Origin of the sequence: Halarcobacter bivalviorum, assembly GCF_003346815.1 — a bacterium.
In the GTDB taxonomy this organism is placed as follows: Bacteria; Campylobacterota; Campylobacteria; order Campylobacterales; family Arcobacteraceae; genus Halarcobacter; species Halarcobacter bivalviorum.
Genome location: NZ_CP031217.1, coordinates 456,904 through 472,818, shown reverse-complemented (window position 1 = coordinate 472,818; position 15,915 = coordinate 456,904). Strand labels below are relative to the sequence as shown.

The following is a 15,915-nucleotide window of genomic DNA, read 5'->3' as shown; positions in this document are numbered from 1 at the left end:
AACTTTAGCTTATCTTACAAAATTAACTAAAGAAAGTTGGTTCATTTTATTTATTGTTGAATATAAAGCTGTATATGTTACTTCTAGAGCTTTTGCTTCTACAGCTAATTTTGTTAAATCTGCTGCTCCAACCTCATGTGACATAATACTAAATTGAGTGATTTTAGAAGTTACTCTTTCTAATGAAATTTCAAATACTTTATTTCTTCCACCCAGTTTTGCATGTCCTGTATTTGCTGTATCAAATGATAAAGAAATCATATCTAAAGCTTCTGCTAATTCTGCATCTGCTTCATCTTTTGTAATTGTATTACCTGTAGCATCTTTTAATTCTAAAGCATTAATAATTTTGTCTAAAACATCAAAAGTATTACCTTTTGCTTCAAATTTTGTTCCATCTACATTTGGTAAAACAACTTCATAATCTTTATTTGCACCAGCTTTTACTGCTAATACTTCATTTGTTCTAGTACCCTCTTCGTCATATTTAACAATTTGTACTTTACTAAGTTCTGTTGGTGCAGTTGCTGTTGCAGGAGTAATAGTTATTGCAGCCATATCAATACTGTATGGTCCAGTACCAGTTACAGCAATAGAATCTCCTGCTGCATTTTCAACAGCTGTTCCACCTGCGTTTAATCTCCACTCAACACCATTTTCATCCATTAATGGTTCATTTGCATCAAAAGAAAGAACAGAAGAAGGTGAAGTTGCAGTTGTTGATGGTACTACTGCTTCAATTTTCCACTCAAAGCTTCCTTGGTCAATAATTCTATCAGTTTTTTCAAACTCTAAAGTTTCACCTTTTAATCCAAAACTTGCAGTATAAAGAAATGTCTCAAATCCAGTTACACCTTTTTCTCTATAAGAACCATCTTCAACAGCAGTTTTTCTTAAAAAACTATCTCCTTGATATGTAATTTTCCCTGAAGCATCTTGAACAAAAGGTTTAACCATAGAATCTGAACCAGCATAAATATACTCACCTTCTACTTGTTCATTTGATAACATATAAAGATTTTCTTTTACACCTTTTAAGTTTACGGCAATTGCTTCTCTTGCATCTTGACTAGTAGTACCATTATTAGCTTTTATTAACTCTTGCTTTACATAAGTAAGTAAGTTTTTAACTTCTGCTAAAGTTGAATCTGATACATTATTTTGTGCAGTAGTTTTTTCTATTTGAAGTTTGATACCTTCATATACTTTTAGTTTATCATCTAAGTAAATATCTCTTGTAAATAGATTTGCATCATCACTACCATATTGTAGTTTCTTTGTACTACTAATTTGATAACTAATTCTTAATTGTTCTTTATTTAAATTTTCTAATCTAAATAATGTTTCTGAAGTTGATCTAATCATTGGAATACCTCCTTAAACTTCGCTACTATTTCATTAAAATTATACTGTTCTTTCATACCTTGTGTCAAGAAAGTTCTAATTTTATCTTTTCTTGCAAGAGCATCGTCTAGTTCTTTATCCATTCCAGGCTTATATGCCCCTACACGAACTAAAACTTCATTCTCTTTTATTAGTGATAATACCCTTTTTAGCTTTAAAAAATAATTATAGTGTTCATCATTCACAACTTTATCCATAACCCTTGAAGCAGATTTTAATAAATTTATAGGAGGATAAAAACCTTGTTCTGTTAAATCTCTTGTTAAAACAATATGTCCATCTAGAATTGATCTACTTTGGTCAGCAATAGGATCATTCATATCATCCCCATCAACTAAAACTGTAAAAAATGCTGTAATAGAACCCTTTGCATTATTTCCAGCACGCTCCATCAATTGAGGTAATAAAGCAAAAACTGAAGGTGGATAACCACGACTTACAGGAGGTTCTCCTGTACTTAATCCTATCTCTCTTTGAGCCATTGCAAATCTTGTAACAGAATCCATCATCAATAAAACATCATGCCCTTTATCTCTAAAAAATTCCGCAATTGCCATTGCTGTAAATGCTCCATATTTTCTCATTAAAGCTGATTCATCTGAAGTTGCTGCAACTATAATTGTATTTTCTAAATTATTATTCAAATTATAATGAATAAATTCAGGAATCTCACGCCCTCTTTCCCCAATTAAAGCAACTACTTTAATTTGAGCTTCACATCCTTTTACAATCATTCCCATTAGAGTTGATTTTCCAACCCCTGAACCTGCAAAAATACCTACTTTTTGTCCTTTTCCTGCTGTCAACATAGAATCAATAGCTTTTACACCAGTTGAAAATCTTTCATCTATAACTCCTCTTTCTAAAGGAGACATAGAAACTTTATTAATAGCAGAATTTTCTGTTAAATCTTTAATTTTCCCTTTATCATCAATTGGTTCTCCTAAAGCATTTACAACTCTACCTAAAAGACCATATCCAGTGGCAACAGATAATCCATCTTTTTGTAAAAAAACTTTATCATGGATTCTAAATCCATCAATAAAAGAGAAAGGAACAATTGTAAAATCATTTGATTCAATTGAAGCAACCATTCCAAGAACAGAATAAATATGTTGTTGAGACTCAATTCGTACAATATCGCCAACTGCTACTTCTATACCTGAAGCTTTTATTGTAGTAGAAGAGATATGTTTAATTCTTCCAAAGGGAATTGATAGTGATGAAGAATCAATGCTATTTAATAATGAATCAATATCCATTTTTACATCTCATCACACATTTTTTTATAAAAACTATTATTTGTTCCTTCAATTGCTTTACATCTATTTATATATTCATCTTTTTTTATATTATTATTAAACTCTTCATATAGAAGTATTGTTTCATAATATACCTGTGCTAAATCATTTGGACTAATTCTTCTTGTATAGTCTAAAGAGTCCAATAATAGTTTTAAAGCTTTATCATTTTGGTTATTTGTTTGTGCTATTTTTGCTAATTCTAACTCAACAAATGGAGAATAGATATATGCATTATTCTCTTTTTGTTTTGCATATAATTTATTTAAAACATCTTCTGCTTCGTCTTTTAATTCTCTTTTTACTAAATATAAATAATAATAGTAATAAAAGTCGATAATCATTGGTTTATCAGCATTTGCATCAATAAACTCTTTATTTCTATATGCATAGTTAAAGAATTTATCCATAGAAACAGAGTCCCCTTCTGTATTTTTTATTAAAAATCTATATAAGAACTCTTTTTCTAAAACATTTCTATCATCTACCATATCAATTTTTGCCGAAAAAGTTTTGGCATCAGTATAGTTTTGTAAAGATAAAGCCATTCTCTCTAAATATAAATATAAATTTGCATTTCTACTTGTTGTAAAAGTCTCTTTTAATAACTCATAAGCTTTTTCATAAGGTACTTCAATTAAACATTCAAAAAATTTATCTTTTGTTGTATCATCTTCAACTAACTGTTGAAAAGTCTCATTTCTTGCAGTTTGTAATGCCTCATTTAATAAAAAGCATTTTCCACTTGCTAGATATTGTTTAATCAAATCAATAGTAACTTCATCAAAAATTGCATCTACAGATTCATAACCAAATCTTTGTGCAATTGTATTTGAAATTTTTACATAAATTCTTTTTGACTTTAAGATTAAATCATATTTACCTTGTTTTTTGTGATTTAAAAGTTCTTGCACTAAAACTTTCTGTTGCATTGCTTCTGAATCAGGATATTTAGTTGCAACAGCTGCTGGTTCTAAAATCCCTTGTCTCATCAAAATTTCATCTATATACATCTTAGATTTTTCTGCATAAATTCCACCAGCAAAATCATTAATTATATCTTTATATAACTCCCTTGCTTTGATTAAATATTTATCAGAACCATCATACATTTTCATATAGATATCTGCTAATTTGTATTTAAAATCTTCTATCGAAGCTGGCTTATCTGTTCTACTTAATAATTCTTCTAATATTTTTACAGCAAACTCTGGCATATTTGCTTTTAAAAGTCTATTTACTTTTTCTAAAGCTAAAAAAGAATCTTTTGCATAATAATCCATATTTTTCTCTAAAACTTTAGAGATTAATTCATAAGCTTTATCTTTTTGATCATTTAAAATATATACATCAAATAATTCATCTGCAACAAGAGTCGCTACAAGTAAGTCTGTTGTTTTTGTAAGTACTTCATATAAAACTTTTATTGACATATCATAATTATTTTGATACTTATAAACTTTCGCTAAATAGATTTTCCCATAAGCATTTATAACTTCATTTTCAAAGTTATTTACAATAATATTTGCAAAGTATTTAGCATCTTCTACTTTATTAGTATTTAATTTTAATTCAACTAAAACCATATAAGCACGAGCTAAATCATTTTCATGAATTCTTGAGTCATTTATTGCTTTTTCTAACTCTTTTGCAGCTTCTATTATTAATCTTTTAGATTTTTTCTTTAAAGCTAATTCTGAATAAAGGATGATAATATCTGAGTATAAAATAGGAATTTTATTTAATTGTTTTAAAGCATTAACTTGAGTATATGCTTCGTCAATCCTTCCTTCTTTTGATAGCTGTCTCGCATTTTTAACTGTTGCAAAGCCATCTTCTATTTCTTGGATTCTTTTTTGAGAGATTTGATCTCCTGTTGAATCAATAAAACCATAATAAAAGTCTTTTTTAGCAGTTGAAAAAGTAAAAATTAATAAGATAAATAAAAAAACTTTCAAAAACTACCTTTTTTTCTTTTTTAATTCAAAAACATAAGAGAAAATTTCTGCTAATGCCTTATAAAACTCACCTGGAATCTCTTGGTCAACTTCTATTTGAGCATGCAAAGACCTAGCTAACGCAGGATTTTCAATAATTGGAATATCATTCTCTCTTGCAATATCTTTTATTTTTAATGCAATAAAGTCAATTCCTTTTGCAACTACTTTTGGTGCATTATCACTACTACTATCATATTTTAATGCAACAGCATAATGTGTTGGATTAGTAATAACAACATCTGCTTCAGGGACACTATTCATCATTCTTTTTGAATGCATTTGCATTTGGATTTTACGAATCCTTCCTTTTACTTGAGGATCCCCTTCCATATTTTTATATTCATCTTTAATCTCTTGTTTACTCATTTTTAGAGACTTAAAATAATAATGTCTTGTAAAAAAGAAATCTATTATAGCAAAAATTAATATAATTAATAATATTGCTGCTAAAAAATATGTTGTTAACTCAATTATTGTATTAAATGTTGAATAAAACTCTTTATCCATCATAGCTAAAAAAGCTTTATGAGTTAAAGCTAAAACTAAAAACATAACAGCGACAATAATAATTAATTTTAGAGTTAATTTTAAAGCTTCAATAGCTTTTTTCAAACCAAAAATATTTTTTAACCCTTTTATAGGATCTAACTTTTGTAAATCTATTTTTAATGGAATTGCTAAAAAACCAAATTGAGTCCAGTTAGTTACTAACGCTAAAACTAAAACTAATGCAAAAAGAGGAGCAAGAGCTTTTACAGCAGTTATTATAAAAGTATAGCCTATAGAATAATATACAGCAGGACTCATCTCTTCACCTATAAAATTATAAGAGAATAACATCAGCTTTTTAATTGAATCAAAGGTAAAACCAGAAAAAAATAATAAATATACAGAACCAAAGAGTAAAACAGCTGCTCCTGTAACTTCCATAGACTTTGGAACATTACCCTCTTTTTTGGCATCTTCTATCTTTTTACTGGTGGGTTCTTCGGTTTTTTCTTCTTCATCAGCCATAACTAATTACCTATTCAAACTTATTAATCATATAATTTGTAAAACTTTCTGTAAAAACTTCCATACCTAAAATTAAAAAAATAAAAATCAATGCAAACTTTAATTGAAAAGTAATAACAAAAGGCGAAAATGCAGGCATTGATTTTGTTCCATATCCATAATATATATCTAAAATAAATCCTATAAAGAATAGAGGTAAGGCAAAAGCAAAGGCAAAAGCAAACATTCTTTTTATTTCATCAATTGCTATTTGTATTCCATCATAAGAAAATATATCAAACATCCCTAAATGAACCATAGAAAAACTTTTTACAAGCATAATAATTGTAATTTCATACATTCCTGTTTGGAAAAAAAGCATTAATGCTATTAAATATAATAATCTATTTACTAAACCTGAATTTGTTCCACTTGCAGCATCAAACATACTTGCCATAGATAAAGCAGTTGCATATTCTACAAACTCTCCAATAATTCTTACTGCTGCAAAAATAACATGCATAAAGAATGACGCTATTAAACCAAGAGTTATTTCAGAGATTAAAGATAAAATAAAATTATCTTGTGAAAAATCACCTTTTACGTCAATTAAAGGGTATAAAAATATTGTAAGATAAAAAGCAATTCCAACTCTAACCGTAGGACTAACAGAATTATGATCAAAAATAGGAGGCATAAATGCTACAAAAGCTAATATTCTAGCAAATAAAAGTAAAGAACTAAATAGTAGTTCTTCATTTAGTAATGATAAAAGTTGTTCCATTTACATATAGTTTAAATCTTCTGCTACAGTTTTATTTTCACTAACAGCTTCTAAAATATCACTTGATGAGTGTTGTTGTAGTTGAGATTGTCCTTGCTCATTTTGATTATTTTCTGAAGAGTTGTTTTGATTTTCACTTTGCATTCCAAATTCAAAATTAACTTCTGTTTCATTATTAAAATTCTTAGTAATAGCTTCTTTTAATATGCTTTGGTTATCAACAATAGCATCAAGTGTTGAAGAATTAGACATATTCATAGAAATATTTAATCCTCCACCCTCTCTATCATTTTTCATTAAAATAGCAATTTGCCCTAATTGTGCAGGGAAAAGATTAATTCTAAAAGCAGTAATTGGAGGTTTATAGTTTTCATACATATTTCTTGCAATATCAGACATCATTGAAGACATTTGCTGTCTTGCACCTATAATTCTATTTTGAATTGTTAAAGCAGCAGCATTAGAAACTGAAAGATTTACTTCTACTTGTTCTTGAGTTGTTGCATTATTTGAAGAGCTACTGATTTTTGCTGTTGCTGCTGAGATTGATGTCTCTTTTTTAGCATTTTGATCAATTATCATTCTATCAATACTATCTCTTGTAAACTTAATCTCATTTTGTCTATTAAGCTCAGAGCTGCTTTGAACATTAGACTCTTTTGTAACTGAAGTACTTTGAACATTTAAATCTAATTTATCTGCACCTTTTTTTACATCAGCAACACTTTTAGCCTCTTTCACAATTTTTACGGCATCACTTTTATTTGAAATTATTTGATTATATATTGAGTTTTTTTGAGAACCTAAATATATATTTGTTAGTAAATCATTATTTTTTGAATTACTATTTGAAACTTGTTTTGTAGAATCAGATAAATCTTCAGTTGAAATAGTTTTAGGTTGATTACTCTTTAATATTTGATCCATTAAAGATTTTTCTTTTACTTGTTCTTTAGGCTTATTCTCTTCTATTTTATTATCAACAACTTGTTCTTTATTTAGTTCTACTTTTTGTGGTTCTTTTACTAAAGCTTCTTTATCTAGTTTTGACAGATTACCACTCTCTTTTGAATTATTAATAATTTGTGTATTTTCTGCTTTTTTATTTGAACTTTGAGAATCTACTAATTTTTCATCTTTACTTGTAGTTTTTACTTCTTCTTTTTTTAAAATAGATAAATCATTTGATGTCTCTTCTTTATCTACTTTCTTAATAGCATTTTCTAAATTTGTTTTAACTTCTTTTGTCTGTATTTCAGATTTTTTTTCTACATTTAAAGAAGTATTACTATTTTTATTTTCATCTAAAGCTTGTTTTTTTACTGTTTGCTTTTCAGAAACAATAGTATCAATCTTATCTTTTGAGTTTTGAGTATTTAATTTATTTTCAGTTTTTGTAGTAGTCTCATCTTTTGCTAAAATAGAAGATTCATTTTTAACTACTTTATCACTCTTTTTATTTTCAGAAACAGCTATATTTTCTTCTTTTATTGAAGAGTTCTTATTGATTAAATCATTTGCCTCTTTTTTTTGAATCTTTACATCTGTTTTATCTTCTTTTTCAGATTTTGTTTTATCAGCAATTTGATCCATTAAAGAGGGTTGAGTTTGCTTTATTTTACTATCTTCTACTTTTTCTTCAAGAGACTCTTTTTTATTATTTTTAATCTCTTTTAAAGGTAGTTCTTCATTTTTATCTATTACTTTATCACTCTTTGCATCTGAAGAGTTTGTAGTTATAGTTTTTTTTACTTTTTCATCTTTTTTTGAAATTAATTCATCAAAAAGTGAACTTTGTTTAGAAGATTGTGTCTCACTTTTTTCTTCTTTTATCTCTGAAGTACTTATAGTTTTATTTTTCTTTTTTGCTTCAAGAATCATTCTATCTAATAAAGAAGAGGTAGATTTTTTTTCACTTTTTTCTTCTTTTATTTCTTTTTCATCATTTTGTGTCGTTATTGAAGAATTTTCTTTTTTAGATTCTTGTTTTTTTTCTTCTATATTTTCTTTCTTTTCACTATTTAAAATTTTTGTGTTAGAAGTTTTTTCTTCTTTCTTTTCTATTTCAGAGTTAGTTTTTGTTTTAGTAGATTCTTCAGAAGAAGTAGCAGTTTTTATTGTAGCTTTTGTAGTTTCATCTTTTGCTTTTGTAGAATCTGAAGAAGTATCTTTTTTATTACTTACTAATAAAGAATCAAATAAAGACATTCCTTCTTTTTTTGGTTCAGTAGAAGTTTTTACAGTAGTGCTAGTTTTGCTATCTTGTGTTTTTCCAAGGTTTAAAAAATTTACTTCTTCACTCATTTATTAAGCTTTTAAAATATCTAATGTTCTCACATCAATATTCTTATGAGTTGTAAATGCAGTAACATTTGCCTCATAAGAACGTCTTGCTTCTAATAAATTAATCATCTCAATTACAGGATTAATATTAGGATAAGCCACATAACCCTCATCATTTGCATCTGGATGTGAAGGTTCATACCTCATCACAGGTGCAGAATCATCTTCTATAATAGATTTTACTCCTACTCCTCTTAAAGCTAATTGATTTTTATCATTTTCTTCAGCAAAAGGAGCTCTTAAATCATTTGTTCCGTTTGTTTTATTTTTTTCATGTAATAAAACATCATGGAAAGCTACACTTTGTCTTTTATAAGGTCCACCCTCTTCGGTATGTGTAGTCTTTGCATTTGCAATATTTGCACTTGTAACATTTACTCTTGTTCTTTGTGCACTCATACCAGAAACAGCAATATCATATCCATCAAAAAAACCCATAATACACCCCTATTAAACTGGCATTTTCATTATTTCTCTATAAGCATTTATTGCTTTATTCTTAACCTCTAATCCAAGTTTTAATGATAACTCAGCTTCTTCTATTTTTTGAACTGCTTGTTGAAGATTCTTAACTCTTCCCGTTGCAATATTTTCCATTGCATTATAACCTTGAACTTGAGTATCATTTACTTCATTAACTGCATTTTTAAGCATATCTTTAAAGCTTAAATCATTTTGAGTATTATTTAAATTAACCTGATTTGTCTGCTTTGAGCTAATTGAACCTATTGAGTCAGTAATAGAATTAATATTCATCTAATTCCCTTTATTTATCTGAAGTTTTTTTATCAACTTGATTTTGCGCTTCATGCACACTTAGTTCTGCTAACATTGCATCTATTTTATCTTCATTGTATTTAAATTTCAACTCATCTCTTTTATTGTCAAGATTAAAAAGAAGGATTAGTAAAGAGAGCATCATATTTGTAATACCTTTAAGAACAATAGTAACACCCATTATTCCAAATATCATTTCTAAAGGAGTAAATAAATCAGCATTAATTACAAAGAAAATAAGAGTGGCAAAGAAACCTGTAGCTATATATAGTCTAAATATACCACTATTAATAAGATTTTGAGAAAATCTTTCTACAACCATATCTTTCCTAATATAATTAAACCCATATTCTGCTTACTTATTAGCACAAACTAACCTATAACTACTTTATCTCTTTTAATAATATATCAATAATTTTTTGCAATTGAAGAGTTATTTCATCGTGAGTAAACTCTTGCACAAATAGTTTTCTTAACCTTGATGTTGTTGAAATATTTGCAGATGTCGACACATTTCCTATATATTTTACCATAAAATTTGAATTTAACCTATTTTTTTTAGCTAAATTTACTAAAGATTTGGAAATTGTTTCACCAATATTATAATTTTTTGTATGATTAAAACATATTAGCAATTTTTCTTTATCTTTTGATAACATTTTTATTAAGGCATAAACGTCTGTTAAGGCTGAAGGATCAGTTGTGGTTAAAGCTAAGATATTATCAGATATTGATAAGAATTCTTGAACATATTCGTTTAATCCAGCTCCTGTATCAATAATAATATAATCAAAATTGTTTAAACTTTTTACATCATCAACAATTCTTGTTAGAACTAATGATGTTTTTAAACTTGAATATTGATATCCACTTTTTCCAGCAATTAAAGATATATTTTCATATGCAGTAGGAGAGATTACCTCTTCTATAGTATTTCGTCCCTCAATATAATCAAATAATGAATATCTTGGCTTTATATCAAAAAGAACTTGCATATTTGCAAGACCAATATCAGCATCAATTACTGCAACTTTAAAACCTCTTCTTGCAAGAAGATATGCCATATTTGCAGTAAAAGTTGATTTTCCAACACCACCTTTTCCAGAGGTAATTGTTAATAGTTTGGTTTTTGAGACAACTGATTTACTTTTAGTTAAACTTACAAGTTTACTAGCTTGTGCAGAGATTGAATTAAACAATTATTTATCTCCTAACACATGAATTATTCATAAAACAATCAATTAAGAAAGAGGAATCAGAAACAATTAAATCATCAGGAACATTTTGTCCTATAGAAAAATAAGTAATTGATTTTTTTGTTTTATGAGCAAAAGATATTAAGTTTCCAAAACTTCTTGTTTCATCAAGTTTTGTAAAAGTAAGATAATCTATATTTAATCGTGAGTAATTTGTATAAATATCTACTAAATCACTATGCTTTACATTTGCAGGAAGTACTAATACCTTTTCTATAGGTAGTTCATGTACTTTTTCTTGATATTCATTAATCATTTCAATTTTGTCAACATCATACTGACTTGAACCAGCAGTATCAATAAAAATATAATTACAATCTTTTAATCTAAGTAAAGCCTCTACTAAATCTTCAGGTTTTTTTACTACTTCTAAAGGTAATCTCATAATATTTGTATAGGCTTGCAATTGTTCAATTGCTCCTACTCTAAAAGAGTCTAGGGTTACAATTCCCACTTTATAGTTTTGACCTAATTTATAAGCATACCTTGCAGCTAATTTTGCAATTGTAGTAGTTTTACCAACTCCAGTAGGACCTACCATCATTACAATCTTTCTTTGATGCTTTCGAAGTGGTATTTCTTGTTTTATAGGAATAATTCTTCTTAATACTAATTTGAAAAAATCATTTACTTTTTTTGGATTTGCTTTTAAAGCAATAGGTAGTTGCTTAATTGTTTTTTTCATAATTGTATATGTCATCTCTTGATCAAATTCATTTTGTTCAAAAAGATTATACATATCTACAAATTCTAAAGGGATAGTTAAATCATATAGTTGACTTTTTGGATTCCAAAGAGATTTTTGTACTTGCATGATTGCATCTTGCATCTTTAGTATCTCTTCTTTAAAATCATATACTTTTGCTTGAAAACTCTTATCTTTAGTACTATTATTTGATACAGAAGGACTTGTTATTTTTTTTGTATGTTTTATCTCTTTATCTTCATCTTCTAAAGCTACAATAACTTCATACATATCTTTACTACCATCTTTGGCATCAGATATCTTTTTTGTAGAAATTACTATTGCTTCTTCACCACATTCAGCTTGTGCATTTTTTAAAGCAGCAGTAGGTGTTTCTCCTAAAAATGAGAGCATATTCATTTTATTCGTCCATCTTTATATATTTTTTCAATTTCACCATCACTTTTTCTAATTCTAAGATACTCATCATTTTCAAAGATTATTTCACCATGTTTTTCAATTTGAATTGAACCAAAATTAAATAAAACTGATTCATTAGAATACTCTTTTATATCATTTTGGCAAATAATAAATCCCTTTTTCATGTAATGTGTTGCTTGTAGTTTTTTTGTTTTAAAAGCTTCAAATGAAGCAGGAATACAATTTCTTTTTACACTTTTTACTTCTGTTTTTCGTACCATCTTATCTGTTACAAATTCATTATAGTGAATATCTTGAGTAGCGACTACTACTTCAATAGCAAAAAGTTTAGCTAATAATAAAGAACTAATTATAAAAAGACTACTAAGCCTTAACATCGAACATTTGTCCTCCGTTTAATTGTGTTATTTCATCAACAATTTCTTTATACATTTGTTGGATTGGTTGAACTATTAATGCAAGTTTTCTATTTAATTCATAAAGATTTCTTAGTTCAGCTTCAAGATTATCTACTTTACTTCTATAGATATTAACATCTACACCACTTTCCATCTCTTTTACTATCTCTTCATTTAATTGTTGTTTGAATGAAGTGATTTTTTCAATTAGCATCTCTTTTTCACTATTTCTTGTTAAAAGCTCTTCATGTTTTGCTTGTTTTATATCTTCAATATCTTGATTAATATAATCTTGCATTTGTTTAATTAAAGTTACCATCTCATTTATTATTGAATCAACCATTTTAAATACCTTATTTTTTTCTTTCACTTAGAAAATTATATAGCATATCACTAATACCTAAAGTACCTGCAGATTGCCTAGAAATTGAATCTGTATACATTCCTTTTATAATGTCAGAACCACTACCTTCTCCTGCAATAGTACTTTCTTTTAAAGAAATATCTAAAAGTTGTTTCATGAAAAAAGCTTCAAAGTCATCACTTACTTTTCTTAAACTTTGATCTTCAAGTTTAGAAGTATCAATATTTTTATAATTATCAGCTGGGCTTTTCTTTATAGTATTTATATCTACAAAATTAGTATTAATATCCATCTTTTACTCCAATCTATCGAAGAAACTCTCTTCTGACAGTATATCATCATTTGTATTATCAGCAAAAAATTTCATCTCAACTCTTCTATTATCTGAAGCTAATTCACTTTTTGGATGATAAGAAGAGTAAGCTGATACTTTTAATGCACTTGGGTCTATTCTATTTTTAATTAACTCTTTTACAACTGCAATTGATCTTAATGCTGATAAATCCCAATTATCTCTTGGTATTTTTTCATCATTAAAGCCACTTGTTGCAGTATGTCCTATTATTTCAATATTAAAAGCTTGTGGCATTGTTCTAATTACTCTTGCTATCTTAGCAATAAATCTTTTTGTATTAGGATTTGTAATTTCATACTCACCTTCTTTAAACATGATAGTAGAAGGAATATCCAGAGTAAACTCATTTTGCCCTTTTTCTAATTGAATTTGCTCAGTTTCAACGGTACTAATATCATTCATTTGATTTACAAGTTCAGCAACTTCTTGCATTGTCTCTTCAACTGTTTCATCATTTGAATCAGTTTCATCATTTGAAGAATTACTTGTTTCAGAAGAGTGTTTTTCTGATTGTGTTTGAACATCTGTTGAAGCATCTATAAAGCCCATTGCTTTTTTCATAATATCAAAATACTCTTCTACTTTTTTCTTATCCATTACTGCCATAGATAAAAGTAAAATAAAAAAAGTAAGTAATAATGACATTAAGTCACCAAATTGAACTAGCCAACCTGGTAAACATTTAGGACATTCTGGACACTTTTTATCTGCCATAAATTTTACTCTTCTACTTCATCAACTAAAATTGCGTTTAACTGCATTTTTATATTTCCAATAGATTCTTCTGCTGCAATCATTGTTGCACCAAGAATAATAACCTCACAAGCTTCAACCTCTTTTCCATGCTTTTGAGATAATTTACTCTCAATAAGACCTGCAAATAGTGTTCCAATTAAAGCTCCATACATAGTTGTTAATAAAGCAACTGCCATTGCAGGACCAACTGAAGCAGGATCAGAAAGGTTTGCAAGCATAGCTACAAGTCCAACTAATGTACCAATCATTCCCATAGAACCAGAAGTTCCTCCAATATTAGCAAACATCTTATGCATTACACTATGTCTTTTTTCCATATAGTCTAACTTTGTTTGTAGTAAAGGAGTTAATGTTTCAGCTTTAGTACCATCAACTAATAGTTGAAAAGCTTCTTTAAAAAAAGGATTTTCTTCTTCTAAAACCTTTTGTTCAATATGCATTACACCATGTTTTTTAATTTCTGTGGCATAAAAAGTAATCTTTTCTATTAGCTCAGGAAGAGGTTCAACCTTTACTTCACTCATTGCAACTTTCATTGCTGGGAACATTCTTTTTAAATCTGCTGGTTCAAATTGTCCTGCAGTAACTGCCAATGTTCCACCAATAACAATAACAAATGAAGGAACATCAATATAAGGTCCAAAACCAACCCCACCTAACATTATGGCTAAGGAAACTAAGGCCCAACCACCAGCCAATCCACCTGCAGTACTTTTATCCATAAATTACATTCCTATTTGACTAAGTTTCATTGAACTATCACCAATATTTTTGATTTTTAAACCAAATTTACCTTCAACGATTACAGCTTCACCTTCACCTATTTTAACACCATTTACTAAAATGTCTAAAGGTTCATTAACCATTTGTTCTAGTTCAATTATTTCTCCAATATCCCATCTTAAAATATCTTTTAATAAAAAGTTTTTAGTTCCTAATCTAACACTTAGTTTTAGCTTTATATTAAATAATAGTTGTAAGTTTTCTGCTGATTCTTCAGATAATAAAGAACTAATAGTACTTACATTAGGTCCCATAGTTGCAATAGAATTTGGTGCTTGATTATTTGGAGCACTTACTGCTGCTGGTGTAGAGACACTATTATTTACATCTGCTGAGTCATCATATCCAGTAATAGATGATAAATAAGGTAATATTATTTCATCTAATAATAGATAAATTGGTAGTTTCTCTCCATCTAATGATAAATCAAGAGTATATATATTATCACTATCTTCAATATCACTACATACTTTTATAGAAAACTCTGCAACTTCTGATTTTATAGAGCTTACATCAGGAAAACCTTGTGCATTAATTGATGTACATAAACTACCACATACATTAGAGATAATCTCATTTACTGCATCGGCAATTTCATCATCAATATGCTCTTTTAAATCTCCCATTCCTCCAAGCATGAAATATTCAAATTTCGTTGCAGTAATAGAAGGAATATAAAATTTCCAAATAGAGCTAATAGTTGAAAATTCAAACTTAACTGATACTTCAATACATTGAGAATCATCTAAACTACTTACATCTAATGCTGATACAGAGTCAACTGTAGTGCTTTTTGAAAGTAGTTGTTCTAAAGTATTAGCTAATTCATCTTTTAAAAAACTTGATAAATCAGATGCCAAAAATAAACCCTTTGTTCAAATTTCTATTTTAGTTCGTGTTCTTCTAGAGATTCCATCATATGAGCTTTAATTCTCATCATATCTTCGGTAGGATACTTATATTCAGCATCCCCTCTAGTAACTTTTACAAAGAAGTCCTGAGACTGTTTGTTATACCCAAATTTAATATTATCAAGAATAACTTCATTTTTCTCAGTTTCATGTAGTGAACCTTGTACTTTTTTATACTGGTCGTCTTGGATGGTTTTATGCTTTTCATCGACTTCTTGAACTGTTTTAGCTTTATCTGTATGATTAACTTGTGCATTATCTATTTCAGCAATTCTTCCTAATTCCATAAGAGCCTCCTTTAAAAAGTACAGAATTGTAATTATTATATCAAAAAAAAATTAAAATAGATGAATATTACGAAAAA

General features: G+C 28.0%; 18 protein-coding genes. All 18 read right to left on the bottom strand.

Annotation, left to right across the window (positions count from 1 at the left end; translation table 11 throughout):
• Window positions 1–9: 9 nt before the first annotated feature.
• A complete protein-coding gene (locus ABIV_RS02400; RefSeq protein ID WP_114838374.1) occupies window positions 10–1,365 on the bottom strand; it encodes a flagellin N-terminal helical domain-containing protein in 1,356 nt (451 codons plus the stop codon).
• Window positions 1,362–2,666: a flagellar protein export ATPase FliI gene (fliI, locus tag ABIV_RS02395; protein WP_114838373.1), complete on the bottom strand. Its 1,305-nt coding sequence runs from the start codon at window positions 2,664–2,666 to the stop codon at window positions 1,362–1,364. Before fliI ends, ABIV_RS02400 begins: the two co-directional genes overlap by 4 nt.
• Before the next feature lie 2 nt (window positions 2,667–2,668).
• Window positions 2,669–4,663 carry a tetratricopeptide repeat protein gene (locus ABIV_RS02390; RefSeq protein WP_114838372.1) on the bottom strand — a complete coding sequence of 665 codons (1,995 nt, stop codon included), beginning with the start codon at window positions 4,661–4,663 and terminating at the stop codon, window positions 2,669–2,671.
• A gap of 3 nt (window positions 4,664–4,666) precedes the next feature.
• On the bottom strand, window positions 4,667–5,719 hold the full coding sequence (gene flhB, locus ABIV_RS02385) for a flagellar biosynthesis protein FlhB (RefSeq protein ID WP_114838371.1): 1,053 nt from the start codon (window positions 5,717–5,719) through the stop codon (window positions 4,667–4,669).
• A gap of 10 nt (window positions 5,720–5,729) precedes the next feature.
• Window positions 5,730–6,482 carry a flagellar biosynthetic protein FliR gene (locus ABIV_RS02380; RefSeq protein ID WP_114838370.1) on the bottom strand — a complete coding sequence of 251 codons (753 nt, stop codon included), beginning with the start codon at window positions 6,480–6,482 and terminating at the stop codon, window positions 5,730–5,732.
• A complete protein-coding gene (locus ABIV_RS02375; RefSeq protein WP_114838369.1) occupies window positions 6,483–8,786 on the bottom strand; it encodes a hypothetical protein in 2,304 nt (767 codons plus the stop codon).
• 3 nt (window positions 8,787–8,789) lie between these two features.
• Window positions 8,790–9,263, bottom strand: a complete 474-nt coding sequence (flgC, locus tag ABIV_RS02370) for a flagellar basal body rod protein FlgC (RefSeq protein ID WP_114838368.1) — start codon at window positions 9,261–9,263, stop codon at window positions 8,790–8,792.
• 12 nt (window positions 9,264–9,275) lie between these two features.
• Window positions 9,276–9,581 carry a flagellar hook-basal body complex protein FliE gene (gene fliE, locus ABIV_RS02365; protein WP_205526946.1) on the bottom strand — a complete coding sequence of 102 codons (306 nt, stop codon included), beginning with the start codon at window positions 9,579–9,581 and terminating at the stop codon, window positions 9,276–9,278.
• 10 nt (window positions 9,582–9,591) lie between these two features.
• A complete protein-coding gene (locus ABIV_RS02360) occupies window positions 9,592–9,924 on the bottom strand; it encodes a hypothetical protein (RefSeq protein ID WP_114838367.1) in 333 nt (110 codons plus the stop codon).
• 61 nt (window positions 9,925–9,985) lie between these two features.
• Complete coding sequence (locus ABIV_RS02355; protein WP_114838366.1) at window positions 9,986–10,801, bottom strand: AAA family ATPase; 816 nt, start codon at window positions 10,799–10,801, stop codon at window positions 9,986–9,988.
• A 4-nt stretch (window positions 10,802–10,805) separates the two neighbouring features.
• Window positions 10,806–11,963: a flagellar biosynthesis GTPase FlhF gene (gene flhF, locus ABIV_RS02350; RefSeq protein ID WP_114838365.1), complete on the bottom strand. Its 1,158-nt coding sequence runs from the start codon at window positions 11,961–11,963 to the stop codon at window positions 10,806–10,808.
• Window positions 11,960–12,361 (bottom strand): hypothetical protein, encoded by a 402-nt coding sequence (locus ABIV_RS02345; protein WP_114838364.1) that lies wholly within the window; start codon window positions 12,359–12,361, stop codon window positions 11,960–11,962. The genes flhF and ABIV_RS02345 overlap by 4 nt, the downstream gene beginning before the upstream one ends.
• A complete protein-coding gene (locus ABIV_RS02340) occupies window positions 12,348–12,725 on the bottom strand; it encodes a hypothetical protein (protein ID WP_114838363.1) in 378 nt (125 codons plus the stop codon). Before ABIV_RS02340 ends, ABIV_RS02345 begins: the two co-directional genes overlap by 14 nt.
• Before the next feature lie 10 nt (window positions 12,726–12,735).
• The gene (locus tag ABIV_RS02335; protein WP_114838362.1) at window positions 12,736–13,038 is read right to left on the bottom strand and encodes a rod-binding protein; all 303 of its coding nucleotides are present in this window, start codon (window positions 13,036–13,038) and stop codon (window positions 12,736–12,738) included.
• Between the two features lie 3 nt (window positions 13,039–13,041).
• Window positions 13,042–13,815: a flagellar motor protein MotB gene (locus ABIV_RS02330; protein ID WP_114838361.1), complete on the bottom strand. Its 774-nt coding sequence runs from the start codon at window positions 13,813–13,815 to the stop codon at window positions 13,042–13,044.
• Window positions 13,816–13,820: 5 nt separating this feature from the next.
• Window positions 13,821–14,579, bottom strand: a complete 759-nt coding sequence (locus ABIV_RS02325) for a motility protein A (RefSeq protein WP_114838360.1) — start codon at window positions 14,577–14,579, stop codon at window positions 13,821–13,823.
• Window positions 14,580–14,582: 3 nt separating this feature from the next.
• Window positions 14,583–15,500 carry a FliM/FliN family flagellar motor switch protein gene (locus tag ABIV_RS02320; protein WP_114838359.1) on the bottom strand — a complete coding sequence of 306 codons (918 nt, stop codon included), beginning with the start codon at window positions 15,498–15,500 and terminating at the stop codon, window positions 14,583–14,585.
• A gap of 23 nt (window positions 15,501–15,523) precedes the next feature.
• Window positions 15,524–15,838: a flagellin gene (locus ABIV_RS02315; RefSeq protein ID WP_114838358.1), complete on the bottom strand. Its 315-nt coding sequence runs from the start codon at window positions 15,836–15,838 to the stop codon at window positions 15,524–15,526.
• Window positions 15,839–15,915: the final 77 nt, after the last annotated feature.